At 70.5% G+C, this 26,542-nt stretch carries 19 protein-coding genes; 9 read left to right on the top strand and 10 right to left on the bottom strand.

The window, feature by feature from the left end:
• The first annotated feature begins 121 nt into the window (after positions 1-121).
• Genes ND450_RS13220 through ND450_RS13230 form a run of 3 tightly spaced genes read left to right on the top strand, consistent with a single transcriptional unit; the run spans position 122 to position 2,510 of the window.
• A complete protein-coding gene (locus ND450_RS13220; protein WP_253326423.1) occupies positions 122-643 on the top strand; it encodes a hypothetical protein in 522 nt (173 codons plus the stop codon).
• 3 nt (positions 644-646) lie between these two features.
• Positions 647-1,540, top strand: a complete 894-nt coding sequence (locus ND450_RS13225; protein WP_253326424.1) for a hypothetical protein — start codon at positions 647-649, stop codon at positions 1,538-1,540.
• 19 nt (positions 1,541-1,559) lie between these two features.
• Complete coding sequence (locus ND450_RS13230; RefSeq protein ID WP_253326425.1) at positions 1,560-2,510, top strand: LysR family transcriptional regulator; 951 nt, start codon at positions 1,560-1,562, stop codon at positions 2,508-2,510.
• On the opposite strand, the gene ND450_RS45720 is transcribed toward ND450_RS13230, so the two are convergent.
• From ND450_RS45720 to ND450_RS13280, 10 genes are all read right to left on the bottom strand, one after another.
• Positions 2,507-3,928: a collagenase gene (locus tag ND450_RS45720; protein ID WP_256557502.1), complete on the bottom strand. Its 1,422-nt coding sequence runs from the start codon at positions 3,926-3,928 to the stop codon at positions 2,507-2,509. The genes ND450_RS13230 and ND450_RS45720 overlap by 4 nt on opposite strands.
• Positions 3,929-4,025: 97 nt before the next feature.
• Positions 4,026-7,298 carry a S16 family serine protease gene (locus ND450_RS13240; RefSeq protein ID WP_253326426.1) on the bottom strand — a complete coding sequence of 1,091 codons (3,273 nt, stop codon included), beginning with the start codon at positions 7,296-7,298 and terminating at the stop codon, positions 4,026-4,028.
• A complete protein-coding gene (locus tag ND450_RS13245) occupies positions 7,295-9,007 on the bottom strand; it encodes a hypothetical protein (protein WP_253326427.1) in 1,713 nt (570 codons plus the stop codon). Before ND450_RS13245 ends, ND450_RS13240 begins: the two co-directional genes overlap by 4 nt.
• A gap of 3 nt (positions 9,008-9,010) precedes the next feature.
• Positions 9,011-10,108: a caspase family protein gene (locus ND450_RS13250; protein ID WP_253326428.1), complete on the bottom strand. Its 1,098-nt coding sequence runs from the start codon at positions 10,106-10,108 to the stop codon at positions 9,011-9,013.
• Positions 10,105-11,202, bottom strand: coding sequence for a hypothetical protein (locus ND450_RS13255; protein WP_253326429.1), 1,098 nt, complete (start codon positions 11,200-11,202; stop codon positions 10,105-10,107). The genes ND450_RS13250 and ND450_RS13255 overlap by 4 nt, the downstream gene beginning before the upstream one ends.
• Before the next feature lie 13 nt (positions 11,203-11,215).
• Entirely contained in the window at positions 11,216-13,867 is a 2,652-nt protein-coding gene (locus tag ND450_RS13260) for a right-handed parallel beta-helix repeat-containing protein (RefSeq protein WP_253326430.1), read from the bottom strand.
• Positions 13,864-15,939, bottom strand: coding sequence for a transglutaminase domain-containing protein (locus tag ND450_RS13265; protein ID WP_253326431.1), 2,076 nt, complete (start codon positions 15,937-15,939; stop codon positions 13,864-13,866). Before ND450_RS13265 ends, ND450_RS13260 begins: the two co-directional genes overlap by 4 nt.
• 4 nt (positions 15,940-15,943) lie before the next feature.
• A complete protein-coding gene (locus ND450_RS13270) occupies positions 15,944-17,062 on the bottom strand; it encodes a DUF58 domain-containing protein (protein ID WP_253326432.1) in 1,119 nt (372 codons plus the stop codon).
• Complete coding sequence (locus ND450_RS13275; RefSeq protein ID WP_253326433.1) at positions 17,059-18,021, bottom strand: MoxR family ATPase; 963 nt, start codon at positions 18,019-18,021, stop codon at positions 17,059-17,061. The genes ND450_RS13270 and ND450_RS13275 overlap by 4 nt, the downstream gene beginning before the upstream one ends.
• A gap of 122 nt (positions 18,022-18,143) precedes the next feature.
• Positions 18,144-19,721 (bottom strand): MFS transporter, encoded by a 1,578-nt coding sequence (locus ND450_RS13280; protein ID WP_253326434.1) that lies wholly within the window; start codon positions 19,719-19,721, stop codon positions 18,144-18,146.
• A gap of 415 nt (positions 19,722-20,136) precedes the next feature.
• On the opposite strand from ND450_RS13280, the gene ND450_RS13285 reads away from it, so the two are divergent.
• The 6 genes from ND450_RS13285 to ND450_RS13310 all read left to right on the top strand — a co-directional run bounded on the left by ND450_RS13285 (position 20,137) and on the right by ND450_RS13310 (position 26,520).
• Positions 20,137-20,898, top strand: a complete 762-nt coding sequence (locus ND450_RS13285; protein ID WP_253326435.1) for an ESX secretion-associated protein EspG — start codon at positions 20,137-20,139, stop codon at positions 20,896-20,898.
• Positions 20,899-21,320: 422 nt separating this feature from the next.
• Positions 21,321-21,701, top strand: a complete 381-nt coding sequence (locus ND450_RS13290; RefSeq protein WP_089921377.1) for a hypothetical protein — start codon at positions 21,321-21,323, stop codon at positions 21,699-21,701.
• Between the two features lie 43 nt (positions 21,702-21,744).
• Entirely contained in the window at positions 21,745-23,382 is a 1,638-nt protein-coding gene (locus ND450_RS45850; RefSeq protein ID WP_305885219.1) for a PPE domain-containing protein, read from the top strand.
• Positions 23,379-24,134, top strand: a complete 756-nt coding sequence (locus tag ND450_RS13300; RefSeq protein ID WP_253326436.1) for an ESX secretion-associated protein EspG — start codon at positions 23,379-23,381, stop codon at positions 24,132-24,134. The genes ND450_RS45850 and ND450_RS13300 overlap by 4 nt, the downstream gene beginning before the upstream one ends.
• A gap of 52 nt (positions 24,135-24,186) precedes the next feature.
• Positions 24,187-24,699 (top strand): YbaB/EbfC family nucleoid-associated protein, encoded by a 513-nt coding sequence (locus tag ND450_RS13305; RefSeq protein WP_253326437.1) that lies wholly within the window; start codon positions 24,187-24,189, stop codon positions 24,697-24,699.
• 48 nt (positions 24,700-24,747) lie between these two features.
• Complete coding sequence (locus tag ND450_RS13310; protein WP_253326438.1) at positions 24,748-26,520, top strand: hypothetical protein; 1,773 nt, start codon at positions 24,748-24,750, stop codon at positions 26,518-26,520.
• Positions 26,521-26,542 lie beyond the last annotated feature (22 nt).

Below are 26,542 nucleotides of genomic sequence, written 5' to 3' on the forward strand. Positions count from 1 at the left end.
GCCTTCCCGTGCCGGGAGGGGTCCCGCCAATCCCAGTTGACCATAGCTTCGAGCTATGGAACGCGGTCGGTGTATCCACCGGTCGGCGGCATGCCCCTACCTGCTGGAGGAGGCATCCGCCATGAACCGAATCCACGTCTGCCTGCTGACCGCCGCCGTGCTCGCCGCCTGCGGCCGACCGGCCCCGCTCAACTCGGCGCCGCCGGCCGCGCCGCCGCCCTCGGTGCCGTCTGTCGAGGTCACGACCACCACGACGACGACCACCACAACCGCCGTTGCGCCACTACCTGTCATCGCGACGACGCCACCACCGAAGCCACCGCCCCTGGTCACCACCACGACGAGGCCGCCACCCCCACCCCCGAAACCCCCGGACCGGTTGGTGCTCACGGACACCCTGCGCAAGTCGATCGAGTCCCAGACCGGGCTTCCGTTCTCGCAGTCCTGGCAGCAGACCACGGGTCGGTTCGCGGAGTTCTGTCCCGATGAGAAGCCGTGCGTCGGACACACACGAGTCGTCGAGGCGTCGCCCGAGGCCAGTGGGGACTGCACCGTCGTCAGCATCAAGGTGCCTGATCCCCTGTTCGTGGGTGACAAGATCGTGTTCGGGGTCAACAACGACATCGACTGCGCCGGGGCGTGAGCCGTGCGCGCCGCTCCCGCCAGGCCGAAGGACGAGGCGCCGTCCAGGGCGTTGAAGGTGTTCGGTTCCCTGCTGGCACCGACGACCGTGCTGACCGCGCTGCTGTTCTACTTCGGCGTCCGGCACGCGACGTTCTTCTGCGAGTGGTTCGGCGTGCACCACTCGGTGCTCGGCCTCTCCGCGCCCGACTACCTGATCCGCAGCGCGGACGGCATGTTCGTGCCGCTGACGGTCCTGTCGGCCGCGGGGCTCGCGGCGTTGTGGGGCTACCGCTTCCTGCACTCGGTCCTGGCCCCGAAGACGTGGCGCGTCCTGGCCAGGCGCGCCGTCCCGGTGCTGGTGGCGTTCGGTCTCGTGCTCCTGCTGCTCGGGCTGAGCGGGCTCGCCGTGCCGTTGCTGCTCTACGAGGTGCCCGGCCTGCCCGGCGTGTGCGTGGCGCTCGGGGTGATCTCGTTCCCGCTGGCGGAGCGCCTGCACGCGACGGTGGCCGGCAGGCACGCCACCGGGGTCGTGCCGGTGGTCCAGTGGACGTTCACGTTCGTGCTCGCGAGCATCGGCCTGTTCTGGGCGGTCAACGACTACTCGGCGGCGGTCGGCGAGGCCAGGGGTTACGAGTACCAGACGAAGCTCGGCACGATGCCGCGGACGGTCGTGTTCAGCACCAAGGACATCGGGTTCCACGGGCCGGGCGTCACGATGACCGCGTGCACGGCCGCGGACTCGTCGTACAGGTTCCGCTACGACGGTCTGGTGCTGGTCCTGCAGTCGGGCGGGCAGAGCCTGCTGCTGCCGAGGGAGTGGAACCGCCGTGACGGCGCCGCCCTGGTGCTGCCCAGGTCGAACGACGTGCGCCTGGAGTTCTCGCGCGCCGAAGCCGAGCGCGACGGTTCGTGCTGATCCCGTATAGCCTCGGGCTATGGAACTGGAGATCCGGCACCTGCGGGCCATCTGCGCCATCGGCGACGCGGGCAGCCTCTCCCGCGCGGCGACGCAGCTCGGGATCTCCCAGCCGTCCCTCACCACGCTCCTGCAACGGGTCGAGCGCATGGTCGGCGGCACCCTCTTCGACCGGGGCCGCTCCGGCGCGGCCCCCACACCACTCGGCGCGCAGATGCTGCAACGGGCCAGGCTGCTGCTGGTCGAGCTGGAGGCGTTCGGCTCGGACACGGCGGGCCGCGGCGGGCCCGTCCGGTTCGGCTCGGTGCACATGGAGTGCGTGGCGTCGCTGTACTCCCGGCTCGAGGAGGCGCTCGACGACGTCACGCTGGTGGTCGACCCGTCGTCGACGGGCCTTTCGCTGGCGCTGGCGAACGGCCACCTCGACGCGGCGGTGATCGCCGTCGACGAGGAGGGCGACCTGGGCCTGCCACGAGGCGTGGCGCAACGCGTCGTCGTGCCGTGGGTGCCGGTGTACATCGCCATCCCCGCCGGCCACGCCCTGGCGTCACGGCGGGAGGTGGACCTCGCCGACCTCGCCGGGGAGGCCTGGGTCGGCCCGCCGGGCGCCGAGGACGGGTCGCTGACGGCGTTGCGCGCGGCCTGCCGGGCGGTCGGGTTCGTGCCGCGGATCCGGTTCGAGGTGCCCAGCGGTGCGGGGCGCCAGCTGATCGCCGCGGGCAAGGCGGTGCAGCTGGTCGAACCGACGTCGCAGGGCGGCCCCGGAGTGGCGGTGCGCCCGCTCGCCGGCGCCCCGATGCGGATGAGGCTGGTCTTCGCGTGGCGGCGGGAGCGGCTGACCTGGAGCCAGGCCAGCCGCGTGTTCGCCGAGGTGCTGGGCGCCTACTCGGACCAGGCGCTGGCCAGTCCGGTGATGCGCGAGTGGTGGAAGTCGGTCCAGCCGTCGCTGAGGGCCCAGCTGTCGAACTAGCGCACGGCCGCGAGCCAGCCGTACCAGTCGGCGTCGTAGCGGCTGCCGATCACCCGCGTGAGGTGGTCGCGCGCACCGGCCCAGTCGCCTGCCCGGTAGTCCGCCAGCACCGCGGCGACGTCCTCCGGGTGCTTCTCCAGCAGGTACCGGACCGCCAGATAACCCCAGTTGTAGACCCGCTTGGTGTCGTGGTCGTAGGTGGTGTCGAACACCGTGCTGAGCGCGTACGTCCGCTTCTTCGCCTCGGCCAGCGCGTCGGCGTAGACCTCACCGCGGTAGCTGTAGGACAGGTGCTCGGCGAAGCCCTCGATCCACCACACGGTCGGCGTGGTCATGTTCTCCTCGAAGTCGCCGTGCATGTCGAACCGGCCGTCGAGGTAGTGGGTGTACTCGTGGTTGAGGTTCCAGATCGCGAACGTGGGCAGCCAGTCGGCCTCGTGCGCGATGAACCGCGCCTGGTCGAGCGCCGGATCGCCTTCGAGGTACATGCCACCGTTGTTGGTGGAGATGTCGAACAGCACCCCGGCGTACGTGCGGTAGTCGTTGCTGGTGTTGAAGACGACGACTTCCAGCGACGTGTTGTTGTCCCCCGCCACCGGCCCTGGATCCCGCACCACGCGGTGGAAGGCGGCGTCCTGCCCGGCGAGCGACGCGCAGGTCTGGCGGAGCTGCGCCGCCGTGAGCTGCTGGGCGCGGATCCTCAGCGTGGCACTGCAGGTGTGCCGCACGGTGAGCACGCGCCGGTCGATCTTCGCGCGGAAGTCGCAGGTGTTGTAGCGGCGGCAGTTCGCCTTGTCGTACCAGTCGACCATCTCCGCGACGCCGACCCACAACGGCGCGAGGCGGCCGACGACGTCACCCCGTGACGCGAGGTCCACGAGCAGCGGACGGACGCGTGGCGCGATGTCGTCGTGCTGCAGGAACCTGCCGAGTTCGCGGGTCGCGTTCTGGACCAGGTACTGCCGGTCGGTGCCGAAGAAGTCCAAGTGGCCCAGGACGAACCGGCGCAGGGCCCGCAGCACCTCCGGCTCGGCGCGCACCGCGGCGAGGAACTCCGGCTGCGCGTGGCCGTGGTAGAGCAGGAGCATGCCGGCGTGCACGGCCGCGTCGTCGGCGCTGGTGTAGGTGTCCAGAGTGCGGGTCAGCGCCCGCAGTTCGGCCGGGTAGTCGGTGACGGCGGTGGTCTGGATAGCCGCGTCGGTCGTGGGGTGGAGGGTGTTCCTGGCGACCGCGGGTGGCAGCAGGGGGCTGTTCGGGGATGCGGTGGAGGTGGGGACCGCGGTGTCAGCGGGGGCCTGGGCAGAAGCGGTGGCGGCAGGGGCGGGAGCGGTGGCGTCGGCAGGGACCGCGTGCGCGTCGGCGTTCACCGGGACCAGCAGCCCGGCCGACATCGCCACCACCAGGGCGAGTGTTCTCATGGGGTTCCTCCGCAGGGTTCGAGGTGCCCCAGAGCGTCACATCGCCCGGCGTGCCGCGATCATCCCTTCCGCTCATAGCTCGTCGCTATGGAAGCGTTCAGCGGCACACGTCCGCGTACGGGAAGTGTTCGAGCTGCTCGTGCCGGGTCCACTGGTCCTCCCGCAGGGAACCCTGCGCCTCCTGGCAGGCCTTGGCCCGCGGGTCGCGGTTGATCGTGACCATCTCACTGATGTCCCAGGAAATGACGCTCTTGTCGAAGCTGCCCGTCAGCACCGAGTCGCCACCGACGATCGGTGCGGCGGCGAGCACAGGACCGGTGTGCCCCGTGAGCTCGGCCATGCGGTGAGGTGCGCCTGGGTCCAGCACGCTCCACACGACCGCCGAGCCGTCGGTGCTCGCGCCGACGACCATCGTGCCGTCGCCCGAGTAGGAGATCGTGCGCATCTTGCCGGCGCGGTACACCAACGAAGGCCGTTCCACCGGCCTTTCCGGTGTCGTCACGTCCCATTGCGCGACAGAGGTCCCGCTGTCCAGCGTCACGAGCAGAGATCCACCGCGCGGATCGAACGCCAGCGACCGCACGCCGGCGCGTGCCTTCGGGATCTCGCCCGCGAACCGCGGCGGGTTGACGTGCCACAACTCGACCCGGCCGGCGGCACCACCGATCGCGAGCAGATCTCCCCCGGAGTCGAACGCGAGTGCCCGCACGGCATCCTTCTCGTTGCGCTCCAACGGAACCGGTGTCGGTTTGCCGACATCGGCCAGCGCTACCGCGCCGTCGTCGCCGCCCGCTGCGACACTGGTCCCCTCCGGGTGGAACGCCAAGGCGCGCACCGCGGCGCTGCCCACCTTGAACTCGGACAGCTTGCGCAGGTCGTCCGCCGTGGAGATGTCGGTCAACTGCACCACCCCGTCGTCCGCACCGGTCGCGACCTGAGCCCGGCCCGGGTCCATGGCGGCACTGCGCACGGGCGCGCGGTGCGACTTGACTCCGGAGCGCCGCTTGGGTTGCGTGATGTCGGTGAGGTCCCACAGGGTCGCCTCACCGCGATCGGTGATCGCCACGGCAAGGCTGTTCGCCGCTGAAGCCACCACCTGGTCGACCGCCGCTTCCAGCGGGGAGGTCCCCTCGAGCTCGAAGAGGCCGGGGCGGCGGATGTCCCACAGCTTCGCGGAACCGTCCCGGCTCGCGGTCAGCGCCGTGGTCCCGTCCCAGCTCAAACCAACGGAGGTCACGGCGTCATCGTGACCGTGCAACAGCAGCTTCGGCCGGTAGTCACCGTTCTTCCCCTCGGCCCAGAGGATCGACTCACCGGTCTCGACGCCGCTGAGCACCAGTGAGTCGTTGGTCGCGACCGCCGTGATCGCGTTCTGGTCCGTGAAGGTGAGGTTCACCGAGTTCCGGCGCTTCTCACCGCTCACCCGCAAGGTGACGCCGCCCTCCGCAGAGCCTGTGGCGGAGATGTACTGGCCCACCGCGATCACCTGCGGACTGGTCCTCGACCCCGGACGCGTTTCCTGTTCAGGATCCGGGTCCTGCCTTTGCATGCCCGTGCCGGGCTGCCCCTCGGACCATTGCTGCACGCCGACGTTCGTCACCACGTAGGCGGATCTGCCGTTCGGGCTCAACGCGACGCTGGTGACGGTTCCGGGTTTCGGCAGCAGGTCACCGATCTCGCGCGGACCGTTCGCGGAGCTGAGCTCCCACAAGGTGATGGTGCCGTCCGCACATCCGGTGAGCAGACGATGACCGGTCTGACTGAGCGACCTCGACACGGGCGAGCACGGGAGCCCTTCCATCTTCCCGGTGAGCCGCGGTGCCTTCTTGTCGCGGACGTCCCAGATCTCCGGTGCGCCGGTGGCCCTGTCCAGCACGGCGACAGTGCCATCGGTGTTCATCGCGACGGCACGCACAGCCTGGTCGTCTCCCTCACCGCGCAGAGACACGACCTCGACCGCCGAGGTCGGACTGACCACCTGCCAGATCACGGCGCCACCATCGCCCGCGATCAGGACGTACCCGTCCTTGGTGAACTGGGTGGACCGCACCTCGCCGAATCCGGTGAGCAACGTCTCGGGCTCCCGCCGGTGGGTGAGCGCGGCGAGCAGAGCCGCTCGCACCCGGCCCGATTCCTCCAGCCCGTTCGCGGCCAGGACCAGCCGCAACGCCTGTTGCGGCTGCGAGTCGCGCATGGCGACCGCCTCGCGGAGCAGCTCGCTCACAGCCCGTTGCTTGAGCGACTCGTCCTGCTGCTCCCGGAAGGTGGACCTCTGCCACACGGCCACACCGGCGGTGACGACCAGCGCGATCACGACGGCCACGACCGCCAGGCGTCCCGGCCGCCAACTGCGCGTCCTCGCCCGCGCCTGGTCGACGGTGCTGACCCAGTGCACGGCGATCCCGGTCGTGGGCGGGGCGTTCTCGCGGTTCCCCTCCGGGGCGACGACCTCCCACTTCGCGTCGCGGGCCGCCTCGAACTTCGCCTCCAGCCCGTGCACCTCGAGAACGTCACCCCGCGCGGTGACCGCGCCGGTCACCGCGCTTCTGCCGCGCCAGCCCTTCAGGAACCCGGCGTCGACACGGGTCAGGACACCGGTGAGCGCGACCGCGAACGCCGCGCCGAGCGACGGCCCGTTGATCGGCACCAGACGGCGCTCACCGGGATCGATGGTCCACAGCACGCAGGGCGGCTTCCGGTGGCCCTGCGACGTGAAGGTCCAAGCAGCCTCGAGCGACGTGGTGAAGTCGTGGTCGACGCGCAGGAACGTCATCGTGCGCGGGTCGGGGAACAGGCCGGGCGGGCCACCGGGCACGACGGCCAGCTTGAGCGAGCCGGTGGCGCCCCTGCGTTCGCCGGTGTCGAACAGGATCCCGATGCGGTGCCGGAACGCCCGCGGCTTGGCCACGCCGGACATCAGCGCGACAGCGATGTGGGCGAGCGACCTGCCGGGTCCCTCGGGTAACGCGTCGACGAGCTCCAACCCGTCGCTCGCACGCCAGCTGTGCGATCCGCCCGTCCGCACCAGCAGACCGCGCTCCTGCCACCGTCCGGCCGCGGCGATGATCGCCTCGACACCCTCCGACCGCGCGCACTCCCCGTGCGCCGCGGCGAGCACCAGACCGACCGCGGCCGTCACGCGGGTGGCCTCCAGGAAGTCGCGGTCACCCACCTCACCCGCGACCCGCCGGTCCGTGCCGCGTTCCCAGTCGGCAAGGCGCTGTGGCGCCTCGGTCACGGCCTCCCGCACCGCCTGCCACCACAGCATGCCGGTGCTGAGCTCCGCGCGGAGCTGGTCCGGAGTCGGGGCCTGCGGATCACCTCTTCCGGCCTGCGCCAGCAATTCATCCAGTGTGGACAGTGCGTTCATCCGAGCAGCCGTTCGATCAGGTCCTGGTGTGCCGGCGGCAGACAGGCGGCGATCTCACGCCAGGTGCGCTGCACCTCCGGTGTGAGGTTCGCGGTGAGTGAAGGAAAGAGGTCCCTGGGGGCGATGCGGGCGATGTCGTCGACCACGAGCGCCTCGGCCACCTGCCACCGTCCCGCGGCGTCGAAGTCGTCGAAGTCGATCCGCAGACCGCGTCGTCCCCACTCGTTCACCGGGTAGGGCGCGACGCGCAGGGCCGTGGTGCCGCCGGTGGTGCCGTACTCGACGCCGATCGCCACGACACCGAGTCCAGGAGATCTGGTCGCCTCCAGGAAGAACCTCCTGTCCCGGTCACGCCGGAGCACCAGGGTCGTCACCTGGCTCTGGGTCTGCACGCGCAGCACCTCGTCGGCACCAGCACCTGCCGCGGCCAGCACCTCCAGCGCGGAGCGCACCACGGGCAGCGGCACGACCGAATCCGCGTCCAGCACACCGCTGCGTCGTTCACACACCAGGATGTTCCACGGCCCTGGCCGGACGTCGCGGATCCGGCACACACCGAGATCGTCGAACCCGCCGAGCCGCACGACATCCGGCTCCCCCACGCACAGACCGATTCCAGACGGCTCCGCCGGGACGTCCAGCGCGGTGATGTCGAGGTCGAACCGGTTCAGCGCCCGCTCGGTCGCCGATACCGCGACACTCAGCAGGTGATCCAGCCTGACCATCTGCCCCTCGGGCCTCCACCGGACGGGCTCCGCATCCCGTCTGACCGCGGGCTCAGGTGAATCCCGCCGCTGCTCGGGTCGGCTGCGCGAGCCAGGACCGGGCTCCCGCAGCGGCAGGGCGGGATCATCGCCCCAGAACGACGTGAGCGGCGAGTCGAGTTGCGCCAGCAGGTAGGGCCGGACGAGCGGCTCGGCACCGACGGCTTCGAGTCCCGCGGACAGCAGGCGCAGCCCGTCCCCCACGAACGGCAACCCGCTCACAGCGGCGCGGCGGAACGCCGCCACCGCCTCAGGCCTCCCTCCCCTGAGCATCAGCTGAGCGTCCAGCACGATGACATCGGTGGAGTCCGGGTAGTGCCAGCGGAGATCGTCGACCCACCTGACGGCGGCGGGATCTCCGGTGTTCACGAGGTGGTACCCGATCGCCACCTCAGCGGGGAAGTCCGTCCCGGCGTCGAGCGCCCGCGTCTCCTGAACGACCACACCGGCCGACAGCCTGTCGCCGCGGTGCAGGTAACCGAGCAGTGTCCCGGCCAGTCCCGGCCTCAGGCCCACCCCCGCGCCACCGACCGCCAGGCCGCCGAGACCCGGTACGACGAACACCTTCGACGAACCGTCCTGAGGTGTCCACACCACGGCTCCGGCCTCGGAATCCCACTTCGACGTGCCGCGCACCCACCCACGCCCGTTGAACGACCACGGTTCCAGGGAAGCCTTGCCGCCGTCCGCTGTGGGCTTGGCGCGATCCACGTGGACGGTGGTGTGACCGTCTGCGGTGTCGGTCACCCCGTTGTACCGCTCCCCCTCCGGCGACCACCCGTCGACGAAGTAGCGGCCCGCAGGCAGTTCGACCTCAACGGCGACGCGAGCGCGCAGGAGCGCGGTCGCGACCACGACCAGTTGGTCGTCAAGAATCCGCACGACGCCCACGACCGCGCCGCTCTCGGCTCTGGTGTCCTCGTGGTGGAGGGAGATCGTCGGCATCGCTCACGCTCCGCACACGCGCAGGTCGAACACCAGGTTCGGCGGGTGGACAGGCATGTGCTGGGAGCGGGCGTCGCTGTAGTCCGCACCGTCGAAGCAGGCGTTGAGGGTGTAGACGGCCGCGAGGGTCCGGTCCTCCCAGAGCGCGGGCCTGGGTTCACGGCTCAGCACGGTGGACGTGTCGGGGCACGTCAGGGTCAGTCGTGCGCATGCCAGGGCCTCCCGCGGGTCGCAGCCCAGCCGGAACGGCACGACGGGCACACCGTCGAGGTGGCGGATCGTCCGAGCCCCCTGGAAGCCACCGCCGGCCCAGACGCCGTGCTGTTCTCCCGACTGCCATTCGATCACGGCGTTCATGGCGGTCACCAGGTCGCCCGTCCTGATCACCCACCGCCCGGAGCGGTCTTTCGTGGCCGCCGCGCCTTCCAGCGCCTGCAACAGCGTGGTCGTGAACGGCGTCGGACCGTCCACCGAACCCGGTGCGGTCGCGCCCGGTTCGGTGGAGAAGAGGATCACGGACTCACGCGGCCGGCGGACGGCGTCGGGCGGGATCGGTGTGAACGTCTGCGCGGGCGCGGACTCCAGCATTTCGTACGGGAGGTTGCGGCACGCGTCGACGAAGTAGCACTGGACCTTCGCCCTGCACTGTTCCATGCCCGCCGCGAACGTCTCGACCTTCAGCGCGCCCTCGAACGGATTGCGCCACCGGCCGAAGTCCTCCAGCAGGATGAGCTGTCCCTCCTTCTGGCAGCCGTGGCCGCTGAAGAAGAACAAGGCGACGTTGTCCTCGTGCTCGTCGCAGCGGGCGTACCAGCGTTCGAACGCCACCTTGAAGTTCTCGACGGAAGGACTGTCCTCACCGGACACCAGCAACTCGACCGATCCGAGCGGGGCGAAGGAGTTGCCAGCCTGGTTCTCGAGCAACCACGACACGACGGCTCGTGCGGACGGGGGCGGCCCGGCAACGGGCTTGAAGGTGCGCACGGCCGCGGACAGCGGGCCGTCGCCGTCGAACTCCGCGCAGTACGGGTAGTCACCGACACCGATGACGAACGCGTGGGTGCGCGGACCGGTGCCGTGCTGTTCGAAGACCGTCGTCATGTGAGCGCCTCCGCGATGCGGCTGCCAACGCGGTGATGGAAGGTGGGTTGCTTCAAGTAGGCCGTGTGCGCCCAGACCGCACGGGACGGGTAGGTGTAGTCGTCGGCACCGGCGAAGACGGGGGCGACGCGGAACGACAGCGGGTCGGCGGGGTCGACGACGTTGATCCAGTTGCGGACGTTGTGCGGCAACGGCACCCGCTCGGCGTCGTCGTCCGGGCGGCTCTCCTGGAACAGGCCCAGCTCCTCGAACAGCCCGACCTGCGAGCCGATCGTCACGAACACGTCCACGACCAGGTCGGGCCGGTAGTGGCTGAGCACGTCGTAGACGATGTTGCCGCCCATGCTGTGGGCGAGCACGACCCGCGGTGCCGCTGCCCCCTCGATCGCCTCGGCCAGCAGGGAGACCACCTCGCCGGGACGTTCGCGGGTGCCGCGCAACGCCGGGTACTGCAGCACGTCGGCGAGGAGCTGCGCGGTGCTGGTGCTCACCAGTCTGCGACTCGCGCCGACGACCACGGCAGCCGGGTTGAACCGGCGGGCCGCGGAGACGAAGAGGTCGCGGATCCTGCTTCCGGCGCCGAGGGTCTCCCCCTCCGGCGGCCAGACCTCGGCCACCAGTCGGTCGACGAACTCGATGTCGTCGTGCACCTCGTTCAGCCACGGATAGCGCACGTGCTCGGGCACGCCGGGGTGAAGGCTCTCGTGCCGGCAGATGTACTGCACGATGACCGGTGCCTGCCGGGTCAGCAGGTCTTCGTCCTCGGCACGGGGCTCGAGCAGCGTGTACAGAGCGTCGAGGGCGTCCGTCACCGACTGCCGGGCCACGATCAGCAGCGACGGTGCCTCCTCCACCAGGGCGTCGCGGTCGTCGGCGTCCGGGCCGAGGCTCTCGGTCACCTTGTGCGGCAACGAGGCCAGCCCCCAGCGCGGTGCCCTGGTCAGGCCTCCCCAGTTCGGCATGGTGATCGAGCTGCCTTCCAGACCGGCGGCGGGCAGCAGCACCGTGCGGAACAACGCCTCCCGGCGCCGCGCGGCCGCTTCGTACCTGCGGCCGGGCCGGTTCCCGATGCCGTGGACGTACACCAGCGTCATGCCCTGCTCCCCTTCACGCGCACACCACGCCCGAGCAACCGGCCGGGTCGCCGGAGGACGTGTTGCCACCGCCGTCCACCACCGTGCCGGGCTGCGCTTCGATGCCGTGGTCCGCGTTGTCGGTGGTCGTGTTGCCGCGAATCTCGATGTCGCTGCCGAGCGCGACGTTGATGTGCATGCCGTCGTTCACCGGCCGCCCGGCCCGGTCGGTCTTTCCGCTCGACCGGTGCCCGTTGGAGGTGAACGTGTTGCCGCTGATCAGCAGGTGAGGGCCGGGGCCTCCGCCCACGGGGTCGAAGTACAGACCGGCGACGCTGTTGTTGACGAACGTGTTGCCGGTGACCACGAGATCGTGGAAGGCCTCGTAGGGCAACTGGTGGTTGTTGCCCATGTTCAGGCCGATGGTGTTGTCACGGAAGATGTTGTTCTCGACAGTCAGCGTTTCGGCACCGAACGGGTGGTACGCCCGGATCCCCGCTTCAGCGCCGATGAACTCGTTACCGCGGATGGTCGTCGTCCTCGATGCGGCACCGATTTCCACGTAGCTTCCCGTGAACTTGTTCCTGGCCGCGTTCAACCCGTTCGACTCGCTGAGAGAGATGTGGCTTCGCAGCAGCTCGCTGTCGGTCACCGTGACCGCGTTGGAGTCCCATCCCGCATTGATCTCACTGTCGGTGAGCCGGCAGTTGACGAAGGTCGCCGACGTGACGCGGTAGGCGAAGCCCAGCTTGACGCCGGTGAAGCTCGTGCCGAGGAACCTCGGGCGCTCAGCCAGCTGTGTGCCCATCGCGCCCTTCCGGATGTGCGAGTTCCGCACGGTGAGGTCCTTGCTGAGGGTGAAGCCCACGTCCTCACCCGTGTTGGCCTCGAAGTTGACGTTGTCGACGGTGCTCGCCTGGCCTCGGTAGTAGGCCACACCGGATGCGAACGCGCGGATGGTGCCGTTGCGCACGGTGGCGTTGAACCGATCAGAAGCGACCACACCGCTGTCGGTGCCGTTGCCGCTCAACGTGTGCCCGCCCAGGTCGACCACGACGTCGTTGGCGCCGATGATCAGGCCGGCGCCGGCGCAGTCGAGGTCCTTGCGCAGCCGCACGTTCTGGGTGATCGTCTGTCCGCACTCGGCCGACGGCACCGCGACGTCGACGACGACGTTGCGGCTGCGTTCGTCCTGTTTGGTGCCGGACTTGACGACGAGCTTCACCTCGTAGGTCGCCGCTTCGACGAACCGGTGCTTGAACTGCGGTGTGGTCGCGTTCGCCAGTGCGCCGCCGGGACCGCGCACCTCCCACTCCCACCGCTCGGGCACGGCACCCGTCACCTCGGCGGTGAACGTGACCTCCTCGCCCGCCTCGGGGTTGTTGGGCGAGGCGTTGATTCCGTCGATGTGCGGCACGACGGGCACGGCGGAGGAACTGCCCGTGGGCACCGGCACCGAACCCGCCGTGCCGTCCGGGCGCGAGCCCAGGGACGCGGTCACGCTGGGACGGGGTCCGCTGGAGGACGCGCTGGGCGACGACGTGGTCTTGCTGGGCGGTGAGCTGGCGGTCCTGGACGGGCTCGGCGGGTTCGCGGGATCGTACTTGTTGATGCGCCGCACGACGCCGTGCACGTCGATGACACCGGCCTTCTCGCTGGCCGGGTCGTTGAAGAACACCAGACCGTCGCGAGTGGACAGTTCCAGCGCGGCGCCGGCCGCCAGGAGGGGCTCGGTCGTGACCGACGAGCCGTCCGCGAGGTTGACGACGTGCACGGTGTTCGCGGCGCGGTCCGGCACGAACGCGTGACCGCGTGCCTCGACCGGCGTGCCGAGGTCCCCGGACAGCAGGTGGCTGGACCCGCAGGTGCCCACGGACACGTCGCACGACATGAGCACGCCCCGGGAGGGCTGGACGAGCAACACCCGTCCCACTCCGGTCGTGGCGGCGACCAGGTCCTTCTCCCCCAACGGGAACGGGGTCCGCGCCCCGACCTCTCCTCTCGCCGAGACGAGTGTGGCCGTCTGGTGCGTGCGGTCCACGACGACCGGTTGGCCGCCCGAGACCAGGACCTCGACCGAGGAGGCGCCAGGGTCGTGCACGTGGTGCAGCTCTCGCTGGATCGGGTCGGGGGTGCCCACCTCGAACGACTGGAGCGAGCCGCCGCCGTCCGCGAGCCAGACGCGGCGGTTGTCGGCTGCCGCGGACAACACCTGGCCCGGCAGTCTCGCCTGGACGCCGAGTCTGCTGCGGGCGTCGTCCCCCACCGCCTGCACCAGCCGGTTCGCCGGGTCGAGCGCGAAGTACGCCCCTCCGACGGGGAGGACCGAGAGCCCCTTCGTCTCCGCGAGCGGTTTCAGGCCGACGGTGTCCAGCGTCGACGGGTTGACCGCGACCACGGTCCCTGTCGCGGGGTCGACGGTGTAGGCGCGGTCCTCGCCGAGCACCACGGTGAACGGAACGTTCGCCTGGTGCACGCCCACGCTGGCGGACACCGCGGCCGAGACGCCGTCGACCAGCGTCACGTGGCCCACCGACCGGGACGCGAGCCAGGTGCTGCCTGCGAGCATGTGCGGCTGCACCGGCGGCAGAACCTGCTGGTACCCCACCACGACGAGGCCGGCGGTGGCCGCGGCGGCGCACGCCACGGCGACGGCCGGGCGGAGGTGGTGGCGCGAGAGGATCATCGCCGGCGTCTCCTCGCGAAGAGGGGTCTGGGGTCGAAGTGCGCCCGCCAGCGCAACAGCCGCCGCCAGCCCGGGTAGAGCGACCGGCTGAGGGTTCTCTCCAGGCGCCAGGTCCGCTCCGGGGCATCGGGCGCGAGGTGGGCGGGCCCGTAGATCGCGGTGGTCGTGGTGTCCGCGAGCTCGAGCAGAACCGATGAAGATCCCAGCCGGGCACCGGCATGGCGGGCGTACTCCAGCGGTGTGCGTTCGGGTGTCAGCGCCAGGTCGCGTTCGAGCAGGCGGTCGACCGCCTCCTCCCAGGCACCGACCACCCTGGCGGCCGCCGACGGAGCGCGGCGCCGGCGGTGGCGCCGACGGGCCTTCGCGATCGGCACCACCAGGACCACGAGCAGGACGAGCCCCGCGAACGCCAGCAGCGCGGGGCGCAGGTACTCCGGTTCGGGTTCGACGGGCGGGTCGCCCGGTGGTGGTGCGATGGTCGTGGTCGGCTTCTGGCTGCCGTCGCTCGGCACGGGCACCGGCGCGGGGGCCATCCGCGGTTGCTGCGGGGTGTCCCGCTGGGTCTTCGCGGGGTCGGTCGGGTCGAACGCGACCCAGCCGTGCCCGGTGAAGTGCACCTCGGCCCAGGCGTGGGCGTCCGCGGTCGTGACCTGCTCGCGGACGCGATATCCGACCGCGACGCGCGACGGGTAGCCGAGAACCCTCGCCATCACGGCGAACGCGGAGGCGTGCAGTTCGGCGTAGGCCTTGTCGTCACCGTCCTGCGACGCGCCGAGCAGGCGGCTGATGCGGGCGTAGGAGTGGCCGGGCGCGGCGTCGAGGCTGTACGGCAGACCGCGCAGGTGCGCCTCGATCGCGCGCAGCTTCTCGGCGGGTGTGGCCGCCGCGCTCGTCACGGCCAGCGTCTGCGCGAGCACGCCCGCCGGGACCGTGTCCGGTACCTCGCGGAACGCGGCGAACTCGGCGCTGGACGACGGCGCGGCTTCCCTCGTCAGGTCACGCGCCAGCGGCTGCACGCCGGTGACCTCGTAGGTCGTACCGGGCGGCCAGGACCGCTCCGCCAGCAACGAGTCGGCCGTGGCGCTGAACGCGATCGTCTTCGGTGCCGCGGTGGTGAACCGGACGGTGTTCGGCCTGCCCACCACGGGCAGGAACGGCGGGGGCAGCTCGCCGAGGGTGATGCGGGCGGTCACGCCGGCGCCGGACGTGTCGCGGGCGAGGCGTTCCCCTACGACGAGGTAGTCGTCGTCCGAGGTCCACACCGTGCCGTCGAAGTGGCCGAGCGCCGCCGTGCGGATACCGACGAGCTCCCCCGTCGTCCGCGCGGTGAACAAAGGCCTGACCGGCTTGGTGATCAGCTGGTTGCGGACCTCGTTCAGCGGCGTGATCAGGTCAGGTGGGGGCACCGGGTCCGTGTGCAGCGGACGCGGGTCGAGGCGGTCGGCGCTGGAGGCGACAGCACCCGCCCCGACCCCGGCGGCCACCGCGAACACCAGGAACGCGGCGCCACCGGCCGCGGCGCGCATCCGCACCGAGGTGGTGGCTCGCAGGAAGGTGAGCAGCACCAGCAACGCGGCGCAGACCGCAGCCGCTTCGAGGTGCGCGCCCTGCAGGCTGGCCACCACGACCAGTCCCGCCACGAATCCCGCGAGCAGAGGCCCGGCCGGGGCGAGCACCGCACGGGAGCGCAGCGCGAGCAGCACGGACGCGAAAGCCGTGCTCCAGAGCAGGAGCAGCACGGCGACGAGCACCTGACCCGTCGGTTCGGCAGGCACGCTCACGGACAGCACCCTCGCCCAGCCACCCGCCACGCCGAGGCCGAACTCCGAGGCCACCCGCATCCAGCCCTCGTCGAACGTGTCGTGCAGCGCGAACGGGACAGCGATCAGCGGGAACGCGGCGAACGCCGCCACACGCCACCCCAGGCCGCGCCGCGCTGTCGACCATGCCAGCGCACTCGCGACCAAGACGGCCGTGCCGAGCGCGGGCAGGAAGTCTCCGGTGGTGAAGAAGTCCAGGTACAGCAGACCTGACACTCCCGCGGTCACCGCGCACACGAACACCTGGACCATGGGCTCAGCCGTTCCAGTGGTCCGCGAACTCGGCGCACGTGCGGGTGGTCACGACCGTCGCCCCGGACACCCCGCGCGTCGAGAACGGGGTCGCCCCCAGCTGCACGACCAGCACAGGCCGGCCCGCGGCGGCGATCTTCCCCACCTCGGCGGCGGCCAGCGTGCCGCTCACGACGAGCGCGCTGGACCACTCCCGGTCACCGGCGACTGCCTGCGCCCAGGAGAGCCGCTGCGGCGCGATGTCCACTCCGGCGAGGAAGTCGAGGGGCTCGCCGTGCTCGGCCCTGGTGGTGCAACGCAGTTCGAGGTCCCCGGTGGTGCGCAACGTCAGCCGGGCACCGGAGTCCAGTGCGGACACGCACAGCGAGGCCGTGACGCGGACGGCCTCCTCGAACCGGCCATCGGCGTACGGGGTCGCCGTGGTGTCCAGCACCACGAGGCACTCCGGGGCGTCCGGAGCGCTGAGGTGGCGGACGACCAGCTCCCCGGTCCGCGCCGTCGACGGCCAGTGGATCAACCGGCGTTCGTCACCCGGGACGTACGGCCGCAACGAGTAGAACGCGGACCCGTCGCGGCGGGGTGTCAACGCCTCACCGTCGATGTCGAGCGGGCCTCCCGCCCCGAAGCCCGGCAGTTCGCGGTGGTGCGGGTGCACGTAGTAGGTGTCCGGCGATCCGTCCCGGCGCGACCGGCGCAGGAGGCGGAAGGGGTCGATGAGGTCGACGGTGGGAGGAGGCGCCGTGTAGACGCCACGGCGTCTGGTGGGCAGCTGGTACTCGACCTCGTCGGAAGCCTGGGCGGGCATGCCGCCCAGCACCAACCGCACGGGCTCCTCACCACTGCCGTCCACCACCTCCAGCTCGGGACTGGGACGCGTACCCGCGTTGTGCACCACAAGACGGCAGCGGATCGGCTGCCCCTCCCGCACGCGGTGGTGCCGGAGTTCGCGCCGCGCGCGCACGTCCGGGCGACGCGAGGTCCACACCGCGGCCGCGAGCAGCAGGGCTGCTGCGGTCGCGCCCAGCGCGGTGACCTCGGGGTAGTCGGCCGGAAGGCCCGCCGCGGTCAGCACGAGAGCGGCGAGCGCGAGGCCCCACCCGCTCGCGGTGAGACGCACGTTCATCCCGCCCTCGGCACCGGAACGCGCCGGCCGTCGCGCAGGATCTCCTCGACCACGCCCGCGGCCGTGCGGCCTTCCATCCTGGCCTGGTGGGTGAGTTGGATCCGATGTGCCAGCACGGGTTCCGCCACCGACTTCACGTCATCGGGGGTGGCGTAAGGGCGTCCGTGCGACGCCGCGACGACCTGCGCCGCGGTGGCCAGCGCGATGCTGCCGCGCGGGCTCGCGCCCCGCAGCAACGCGGCGTCCTGCCTGGTCGCGGAGACGATGTTGACGACGTACTCGCGCAGCTGGTCGGAGACGTCCACGGTCCTGGCGAGCGCGATCATCTGCGCGACCTCTTCGACGTCCATGACGGACGTGGACGGGTCCGGCGCCTTGCGCGCGATTCCCAGTGCGACGACCTCCTTCTCCACGTCCGGCGCCGGGTAACCGATGGACGTGCGCATCAGGAAGCGGTCCAGCTGGGCTTCCGGCAGCGGGTAGGTGCCCTGGTGCTCGACGGAGTTCTGGGTGGCGACGCAGAAGAACGGCCTGGGTGCCGCGTACGTCTTCAACCCGACCGTCACGGTCTGCTCCGCCATCACCTGCAAGAGCGCCGACTGCGTTTTCGGAGAAGCCCGGTTGATCTCGTCGCCGAGCAGGACGTTCGCGAACACAGGGCCTTTGCGGAATTGGAACTCCAGCGTCTTCGCGTTGAAGACCTCCACGCCGGTGACGTCGGACGGCAGCAAATCCGGCGTGAACTGTATACGCTGGAAAACACCGCTGACCGAGGCCGCCAGAGCCTTCGCGAGCGACGTCTTCGCCACCCCGGGAACGTCCTCGATCAGCAGATGTCCTTCAGCGAACATGCAGGTCAACGCCAGCCGAACGACCTCAGGCTTGCCGCGGACGAACTGCTCGACGTTGTCGTGCAGCGCGTGGAACCTTTCCCGGAAAGCCAGCATGGAAGTGAGCATGTGCAATTACCTCACCGGCACTGGATCTCTTGACTGACTCAGTATCGCGGCGACGCAAGGCGCGTTACACAGCGGACTTCTATTCCACTTGAAGTGACATTTTCAGTTTGGTCGCTGATTTCTCAGGCCGGCTTGGTCGGCTCCGCGTACAGCAGGTGCCGCACGCGCGCCGGTCCCTTGGCGAGCGCGCGGGCCACGTCCTGGTTCTGCTGGTCCACGACGGTGCCGCGTTCGACGTGCTGACGCAGGTGTTCGTGCCACGTCGCGACGGTGAAGGTCTCGAGGAACGTCTCGACCTCCTCGGTGTCGCGGAACAGGCCCCACATCGTGGCGCCGGTGCGCCGCCGTGCCCTGCCGACCCGTTGCATCGCCTCGATGAACGCCTCCTCGTTCTCCGGGGCGACGGACCACTCCACGGTCACCAGGACGGGGCCGGCCTCTGTGTCGGTGATCTCCGGTGGTTCCTCCCAGTACGTGGCGGGGCTGACGTCGAGGGGGCGGTCGTTGAGCGGCAGCCAGCGCGTGGCCGCCAGTGCCAGCACGGCCATGGCCGCCGCGGGCACGATCATGGCCACTTGCAGGCCGTAGGCGTCGGCGATGGCGCCCCACACGACGGCGCCCAGTGCCTGGCCGCCCATGAGGATCAGCTGGTAGTAGGCCAGGGCGCGCGCTCGGGTCCAGGCCGGCAGGAGGACCTGGGCGGTGGCGTTGAACGTCGACAGGGTGGCGATCCAGCAGGCGCCCGTCAGCAGCATCGCCACGATCACGAGCGGGAAGCTCCTGGTCAGCACCGCGGTGCTGGTGGCGGCGGCGTAGACGAACGTCGCGAGCAGCACCATGCTGTTCTTGCTCATGCGCTGCAACAGCTTCGGCACCACGAACGCGCCGCCGATCGCGCCGGCGCCGACGCTGCCGAGCAGCACGCCGTAGCCGCTGGCGTCGAGTCCCAGCGGGCCGCGGGCGATCGCCGGGAGCAGGGCCCACAGGCCGCTGCCGAACACGATGAACAGCGTGAGCCGCGTGAGCACCCGCCGGAACAGCGGTGAGCTGCCCACGTACCGGGCGCCCGTGCGCATGGCGGTCGCGATGTGCTCCGTCCCGAGTGGACGGTGGTCGGACGGCCTCTTCCACCGCGCCAGCACGATCAGCACGCCGAAGAAGCTCACCGTGTTGAACGCGAACGTCGCCTCCGAGCCCGCCAGCGCGATGAGCAGGCCGCCGAGCGCGGGGCCGATGGCGCGGCCGACGTTCATGTTGACGCCGTTGAGCAGCGCGGCCTGCGGGATCTCCTCGCGCGACACGAGTTCCGGCTGGATCGCCTGGAACGACGGCATCGACAGCGCCTGCCCGACCGCCATGAGCGCCAGCAGGCCGAGCAGGCTCGCCGGGGTCGCCCGGTCCGTACCCGCGAGAAGCATCAGCCCGCCCGCGCCCGCGAGCATCAGCGCCTGGCCGGCGATCAGCACCTGCCGCCGGTCGAGGATGTCGCCCAGCGCCCCGGAGGGCACGACCAGCAGGAACACCGGCAGCGTCGTGGCGGTCTGGACGAGGGCGACCTGCAGGGCGCTGCCGCCGAGGTCACCCATGAGCCACTGGGCGCCGACCGTCTGCGCCCACGTGCCGATGTTGGAGGCGAACTGGGCGAGCCACAACGCACGGAACGCGCTGCGACGCAGGGGCGCCCACGGGGAGACAGTCACCCGTCGATCCTCACACCCGCGGGTGCGCGCTGCCGAGCACGGACCGCCGTGCCCGGCGACCGAGACCGCAGGAGACCGGACGACCTCTCTCGGCCCCATTCGGACGTATCGGACAGCATCAACGCTCACCCGGCGTGTGATTTGCATCACAGCGAGTCAGTCCGAAGTCCCCTCCGACGCGTGTGAACGAGCCTGCCGCGACCGTCCACACGACCCGATGAGAGCGCTCTCAAATCCCGCGCGAACAAGCCCCTCCCAGGTCGCCGCCCGCCAAAGCGGGCCGATTGCGGGCATCGACCCACATTGTGAACATTCCGTCTCAACCGGGTGGGCATTCGCACGATCAGGAACGGATTGCGCATTTCTGCCCGATACTGCGCCCAAAGCAGGCAGAGCAGAAAGGTTCCGAGCACTCGTGATCACGCCCGAGTACTTGCTGTCGACCCGCGAGTTCGAGGTGCTGTGGCAGACGCTGCGGCTCGGCAGAATGCCGTACCCGCTCGACGTGCCCAGCGAAGGAGCGACCGAGCGAGACGTCAAAGCGCTGCAGGACAGGACCATCGCCGGACTGCGGCAACGCGGCATCGCGGACGACCCCCGGCTCGAGGACCTGATGCGGCTGCTCGGCGACCACGAGGTGTCCGTGGACGCCGTCGCCGGGCTCGGGCGGACCGTTCGGGCACTGGCCGCGGCCAGCGGCGGGGAGGCCGTGCTGGCCGTCATCGACGGCGACGGCGTCGGCCTCTCCGAGATCAGGCCCACCGCGCTCGCCCGCGAGATCGTCGGGGTGCTGCCGGACGGCGTGGCCGGGCCCGGCAGCGCGCTGTCCGTCCGCCTGGAGACGCTGCAGCAGGCCGTCGCGTTGCAGGAGGCGGAGCAGGAAGAGGAGTCCGAGGACCCCTGGGGTGCGGCCGACGAGGAGCTCGACGACCGGGAGGCGCTGCTGAAGGCCGGGCTGTCCGCGCAGGACGCGAGGCAGATGGACGAGCTCGCGCAGAACCGCGTGGCGGGAGGCCAGTTCGGCGTCACGCACGGCCGGCACCGCGCCGACGTGGTCATCAACTGGTTCGACACCCACCAGGGCCGCTACCTGATGGTCCGCTCGGACGGCTGGCTCAGCCTGTCCCCCACCGACAACGACCGCATCGCGACGCGGATCGACGCGGTGCTGGCCTGATGATGAACATCGTGCGTCGTAGCGCACAACAATGATCCAAAACGGACATCGCGGGCGTACTCTGAGGGGTGCGCCCGCGTTTCTGCGCCCACCGATCGTTTCAACCGATCCGGTGAAAGCCGAACCAGCCGGTGACGACCTCAAGACAGCCCTAAATCCTGGTTAATTGACTACTGTGATTTAGGTCACATCCAGGCGTGGTCAAGGGCCGATCCAGGGATGTGAACAGAGATCGGAAGCCCGTACGGGCAGCACACCGAGAGCGCTCCCACAACCAGGGCAAACGATCACGTCGTTACACGACGTTCACCTGGTAGTGGCCCGTTTTGGTACGCGGCAACGCATTGTGAACACGGGTCTCAATTGGCAACTCGTTCGCGTCAAAGTCAGCGATGCACCAAAACACACCCGATACTGCCCGCATGTACATCGTCGGTGACAAAGACGCTGTCCCGCTGAGCGAGACCGTCCGCTCGGGTCAGGTCCAGATCGACCCGACCGCGGGCGAGGACCTGCGCAAGCAGCTGCAGGCCCAGATCGATCAGGTGGACACGTGGATCCAGCGCGCGAACACCAGCATCGCCCGGCCCGCTCCGCTGGGTGCGAACCCGGTGGGCGACAAGATGCGCGACAAGTTCACCCACCGGGCCGAGGGTGAGCAGTACTCGTTCGTCAGCGTGATGACCGCCTATCGCACGGTTCTCGAGCAGACGAAGAACTCCATCGTCGAAGCGATCGGGAACTTCCAGGCGCTCGACGAGGACCAGCAGGCCGAACTGAAGAAGCACATGGGTAACAGCTGATCTTGTGGCCAGCTGATCCAACGACGTGAGAGGCGAGCCGGTCATGCCCCCCGAGACCGACCCGAGCGAGGTCGAGAACGTCCCGGTCCTCACGGACCCGCAGAACTGGGCGTCCCGATCGCACCAAGAGCTCTATGCCGCGGTGCACAACAACAACGACCCCGGTCAAGCCGGCCAGATCAGCTCCGACTGGGGCAAGTACGGCAACGAGCTGACCGAGGCGTCGAGGACCATCAACTCGGTCATCACCTCGTCGGAGTCCAAGTGGACCGGCGACGCTGCCGAGGCCGCCCGCGCCGCGATGAAGAAGCTCGGGGACTGGGTCGACGAGACCGCCCGCACGGCCGTCGAGGTCGGCAACAAGGTCGCCGACCAGGGCCGGGTCATGGAGACCGCCCGCGCGCAGATGCCGCAGCCGATCCAGTTCGACTGGGCCAAGGCGACGGCCGCGCTCTCCCAGCCCGGCACGCCCGCGTTCGTGCTGGCCTCCGCGGACATCGCGGCCGCCAACACCGCGTCGCGCGCCGCGCACGACCAGGCGGTCACCGTGATGACCGACATGGAGAACAACTCCCGGCAGATCGACTCGTCGACGCCGGCGTTCAAGCCGCCGTTCAACCCGAACACCGGCAAGGTCGAAGAGCCGGTCCTGGCGCTGCCGCAGTCCGACGTGGCCGCGTTCACCGGCGGTGTGGACGGCCTCATGACCACCCAGGCCGCGAGCGCGGGCACGGCGACGGCTCCCGTCGGCTCCCCGACCGGTTCCGGGGCGGGTGCCGGTGCGGGTGCCGCGAACCAGCCCGCCGCAGCGGCCTACAACCCGAGCGCGCCCGGCTACAACCCGGCCGCGAGCTCCGGTGGCGGTGCCGGCGGTGGCGCGGGCAGCAGCTACACCCCGCAGATGGGCGGCAACAACTTCGGCAACACGAGCACGAACACCGCCGCGGCGTACACGCCGACCGCTCCGGGGTACACGCCCCAGAACACCTCCGGCAGCACGTACACCAGCGGCAGCGGTGGCGGCAGCCCCGCGGCCTACACGCCCACGGCCCCCGGCTACACGCCGCAGATGGGCGGCAGCAGGAACACCTCCGGCCAGAACAACCAGAACGTCCCCAAGGTCCCGGTGGTGGGCAAGGACGTCGCGAACCCGAACTACAACCCGCAGAACCCCGGCTACACCCCGCAGAACGTCAAGGGCGGTGCCGCTCCCTACTCGCCCACGGCTCCCGGTTACACGGGTCCCGGTGGCGCGGGCGGCGGTGCCGGTGGCGGCGCTGGTGGCGGCGGCGGTGCCGGTGGCGGCATGAAGGGCCCGATGCCCTACTCCCCGCAGATGGGTGCGGGTGGCGGCGGTGGTGCCTTCGGCGGTGGCGCGGGTGGCGCCGGCACGGGCGGTGCCATGCAGCCCGGTGGCGCGGCCGGTGTCCAGGGCCAGGGCGGCCGTCCGGGCATGCCGATGGGCATGGGTCCCGGCGGCGCCTCGGCCGCGGGTGCGGGCATGGGCGGCGCGCCGATGGGTGGCGCTCCCGGCGGCGGCCGCGGCGAGGAGGACAAGGAACACCGTTCCGCCAGCTACATCATGGGCGGCGACCTGTTCGAGGTCCCCGGTGAGAACCTGCCCCCGTCGGTGATCGGTGCCGCGAAGGTGAAGAAGCAGAAGGGGACCGAGTCGCAGTGATCACGCCCGAGTTCCTGCTCTCGCCGCTCGAGTTCGACGTGCTGTGGCACGACCTGCGGCTCGGCAGGGTGCCGTACCCGCTGGACGTGCCGAGCGAGGGCGCGACCGAGCAGGAACGCCGCGTGCTGGTCACGAGGACGCTGGACGAGCTGCGCTCGCGCGGGCTCGTGGACAACCACCGCCTCGAGGACTTCCTGCGGCTGCTCGACGACCACAAGGTGTCCGTGGACGCCGTCGCCGGTCTCGACCGCACCGTGCGCGCGCTCGCCGTCTCGAACGGCGAGCGCGCCGCGCTGGCGATCATCGACGGCGACCGGGTCGGGCTGCTGGAGATCCGGGAGACCGGCATCGCCCGCGAGATCGTCAAGGTCCTGCCCGACGCCGTGCCGGGACCGGGCACGGCCGTCAACGTGCGGGTCCAGTCCCTGCAGGACGCGGTCGCGCTCCAGGAGGCCGAGGAGGCCAAGGACGCCGACGACCTGTTCGGTGACGGTGGCCTGGACGACCAGGAGGCGCTGCAGCAGGCCGGCCTGTCCGCCCAGGACGCGAAGCAGTTCGAGGAGCTCGCGTCGAACCGCGTCGCGGGCGGCCAGTTCGGCGTCACCCAGGACCGGCAGCGGTCCGGTGTCGTCATCAACTGGTTCGACACCCACCAGGGCCGTTACCTGATGGTCAACTCGGACGGCTGGATGAGCCTCTCGCCCACCGACAACGACCGCATCGCCACCCGAATCAACGCTGTGCTCGCGTGATCTGACGCACCACAGCCCGACCGCAATTGAACCGCCGCCGCCGGAGGACCGTGTGACTGCCGCGAACCCGTATCAGTGGGTCGAAGAGTACGAGGCCAAGCTGGCCGACCTGAAGCAGAAGTCGGAGGACCTCACGGAGAACTTCGCGGCGGCCTCCGCCACCGTGACGTCGAAGGACGGCTCGGTCACGGTGACGGTCGGTCCCAACGGCGGCCTGCAGAACCTGCAGCTGGGACACCGCGCGGTCGAGCTGGGCGGTCCCCGGCTCACCGCGCTGATCCTGGAGACCGCGCGCGCCGCCCAGAAGCAGGCGGCGACGCAGGTCCTCGAGCTCTTCAAGCCTCTCGGCGAGGGCACCGAGGCCTACCAGATGGTGTCGGACTCGATCCCGGACGACGAGGTCGACGAGGACACCGACGCATACGACGAGGTCGACGACGAGCCGGAACCTGCTCCGGCTCCGCCGCCCGCGAGCCGCCCCGCGGCGGCGGCGCCCCAGCCGGCGCCCGTCCGCGGCAGGCCCCGTGCGGCCGACGACGATGACGACGACAACCAGCCCTGGTAAGGAACAGCGATGACCGCGCCGGAAACTCCAATCTCGTCTCCTCCCGGGATGAACATCACCGAGGAGAACAAGCTCAAGGGCTCGCTGTTCATCGAGGCCTACGGCAGCCTGATCGACGGCATCAGCAAGGACGCGGAGTCCGAGACCGAGAAGGCCCTGGACATCACGTTCAACGCCATCGGCGCGGCCTCGGCCACGGTGATGCTCGCGATCGACCCGCTCGGCAGCATCATCGGTGCCGGTGTCGGCTGGCTGATCGAGCACGTGTCGTTCCTGCGCGACGCCCTGAACCAGGTGATGGGCAACCCGGAGGAGATCCAGGCCAACGTCGAGGCCAACAAGGCCCGCGCGGCCGAGCTGCGGGTGCTCGCCGAGGACCACAAGAGCGGTCTCGCGACGTTCGACGGCTGGACGGGTGCGTCCTCCGAGCGCTTCAAGGCCTCGATGGACAACATGACCCACGAGCTCGAGGACCTCGCGAACGCGGTCGAGACCAAGGCCAAGATCGTCGCGATCATGGGCATGCTCGTCACGGTCCTGCGCGACATCGTCCGGGACCTGATCGCCCAGCTGATCGGTTCGCTGATCGGTGGCGCGCTCATCGCCGCCGCCATGATGATCCCGACCTTCGGCGCGTCGATCCCGATCTTCTGCGGCTTCGCGGTCGGCAAGGCCGTCGCGCTCGGCGTGAACATCGCGTCCCGCGTCGCCCGCGTCGTCGCGGCCCTCGGCCGTCAGATGAAGCGCATCGGCGACCTCGACGAGATCACCAAGAAGGTCAGCAAGGGCTGGGAACGGTTCGAGAACTCCGCCGACGTCGCCGAGATCAGCTACGAGGGTTACAAGGCGCAGAAGGGCGTCGACGACAAGATCGACGAGGCCATGGCGGGCCGCGGCGGCGCCGGTGGTGGCGGCAACACGCCTCCCGGTGCGACCGACGGCAAGACCGCGGCGGACACGACCGCCACCGCGAGCGCGACGCTCCCGAACGCCCGCGTCGGCATGGTCCAGCACGACGCCGTGGCGGCGACCCTCCCGAACGCTCCGCTGAGGGCGATGGACGCGGGCGAACCCATGCAGGCCACGGCCACGCTGAGGGCCAGGGACGCGGGCACGCCGATGCAGCCCACGCACGCGCTCAGGGCCGTGGACGCGGCCGAGCCGATGCAGGCGACCAAGCGCCTCGCGTCCGAGCCCCTCCAGCCGATGCAGGCCGCCCGGCTCGTGGACGCCGAGCCCCTCCAGCCGATGCAGGCGGCCAGGCGGATGGACGCTGTCGAACCCCTGCAGCCGATGCAGGCCGCTCAGCGCATCGCGGCGGAACCGCTGCAGCCGATGCAGGCCGTCAGCCGGTCGATTCCCGCGGAGCCGTTGCAGCCGGTCCAGGCCTTCCAGAGGGCTGAGGCCGTGCAGGCGCCCATGGCGTTCCAGCGCGCCGAGGCCGTCCAGGCGCCCGTGGCGTTCTCCCGCGTCGACGCTTCGGACTCCACGATGGTCTCGGGCGTCAGCATGACCTCGGGTGGTGGCGGGATGCACGAGCCCGTGCAGCCGATGCAGGCGCGCGAGATGTACATCAGCCCGGAGGCCCCGTCGGAGCCGTTGCAGGCCCAGTCGGGTTACGAGCCCCTCGCGCGCACGCAGATGTCGCACGCCTACGACGCTCTCGAGCCGTCGCAGCCGCGTGAGGTGTATGCGCGCGTCGACGCGGAGCCCGCCCACTACGAGAGCGTCAACCCGCTCATGTCGGGCGAGTCTCTCCAGTCGTACGAGGCCACCGGCGGTGCCGCCTCGTACGAGCGTTCCGTCCGGCCGACAGAGTAAGACCCAGCCAACAGCCGGGATC

Origin of the sequence: Lentzea sp. HUAS12 (assembly GCF_024125735.1) — a bacterium.
GTDB lineage: Bacteria > Actinomycetota > Actinomycetes > Mycobacteriales > Pseudonocardiaceae > Lentzea > Lentzea albida.

What these genes read in the sequence shown, in the direction of transcription:
- ND450_RS13220 (WP_253326423.1), top strand. Translation starts at nt 122, where the DNA reads ATGAACCGAATCCACGTCTGCCTGCTGACCGCCGCCGTGCTCGCCGCC.
- ND450_RS13230 (WP_253326425.1), top strand. Translation starts at nt 1,560, where the DNA reads ATGGAACTGGAGATCCGGCACCTGCGGGCCATCTGCGCCATCGGCGAC.
- ND450_RS45720 (WP_256557502.1), bottom strand. Translation starts at nt 3,928, where the DNA reads ATGAGAACACTCGCCCTGGTGGTGGCGATGTCGGCCGGGCTGCTGGTC.
- ND450_RS13240 (WP_253326426.1), bottom strand. Translation starts at nt 7,298, where the DNA reads ATGAACGCACTGTCCACACTGGATGAATTGCTGGCGCAGGCCGGAAGA.
- ND450_RS13245 (WP_253326427.1), bottom strand. Translation starts at nt 9,007, where the DNA reads ATGCCGACGATCTCCCTCCACCACGAGGACACCAGAGCCGAGAGCGGC.
- ND450_RS13250 (WP_253326428.1), bottom strand. Translation starts at nt 10,108, where the DNA reads ATGACGACGGTCTTCGAACAGCACGGCACCGGTCCGCGCACCCACGCG.
- ND450_RS13255 (WP_253326429.1), bottom strand. Translation starts at nt 11,202, where the DNA reads ATGACGCTGGTGTACGTCCACGGCATCGGGAACCGGCCCGGCCGCAGG.
- ND450_RS13260 (WP_253326430.1), bottom strand. Translation starts at nt 13,867, where the DNA reads ATGATCCTCTCGCGCCACCACCTCCGCCCGGCCGTCGCCGTGGCGTGC.
- ND450_RS13265 (WP_253326431.1), bottom strand. Translation starts at nt 15,939, where the DNA reads ATGGTCCAGGTGTTCGTGTGCGCGGTGACCGCGGGAGTGTCAGGTCTG.
- ND450_RS13270 (WP_253326432.1), bottom strand. Translation starts at nt 17,062, where the DNA reads ATGAACGTGCGTCTCACCGCGAGCGGGTGGGGCCTCGCGCTCGCCGCT.
- ND450_RS13275 (WP_253326433.1), bottom strand. Translation starts at nt 18,021, where the DNA reads ATGCTCACTTCCATGCTGGCTTTCCGGGAAAGGTTCCACGCGCTGCAC.
- ND450_RS13290 (WP_089921377.1), top strand. Translation starts at nt 21,321, where the DNA reads ATGTACATCGTCGGTGACAAAGACGCTGTCCCGCTGAGCGAGACCGTC.
- ND450_RS45850 (WP_305885219.1), top strand. Translation starts at nt 21,745, where the DNA reads ATGCCCCCCGAGACCGACCCGAGCGAGGTCGAGAACGTCCCGGTCCTC.
- ND450_RS13310 (WP_253326438.1), top strand. Translation starts at nt 24,748, where the DNA reads ATGAACATCACCGAGGAGAACAAGCTCAAGGGCTCGCTGTTCATCGAG.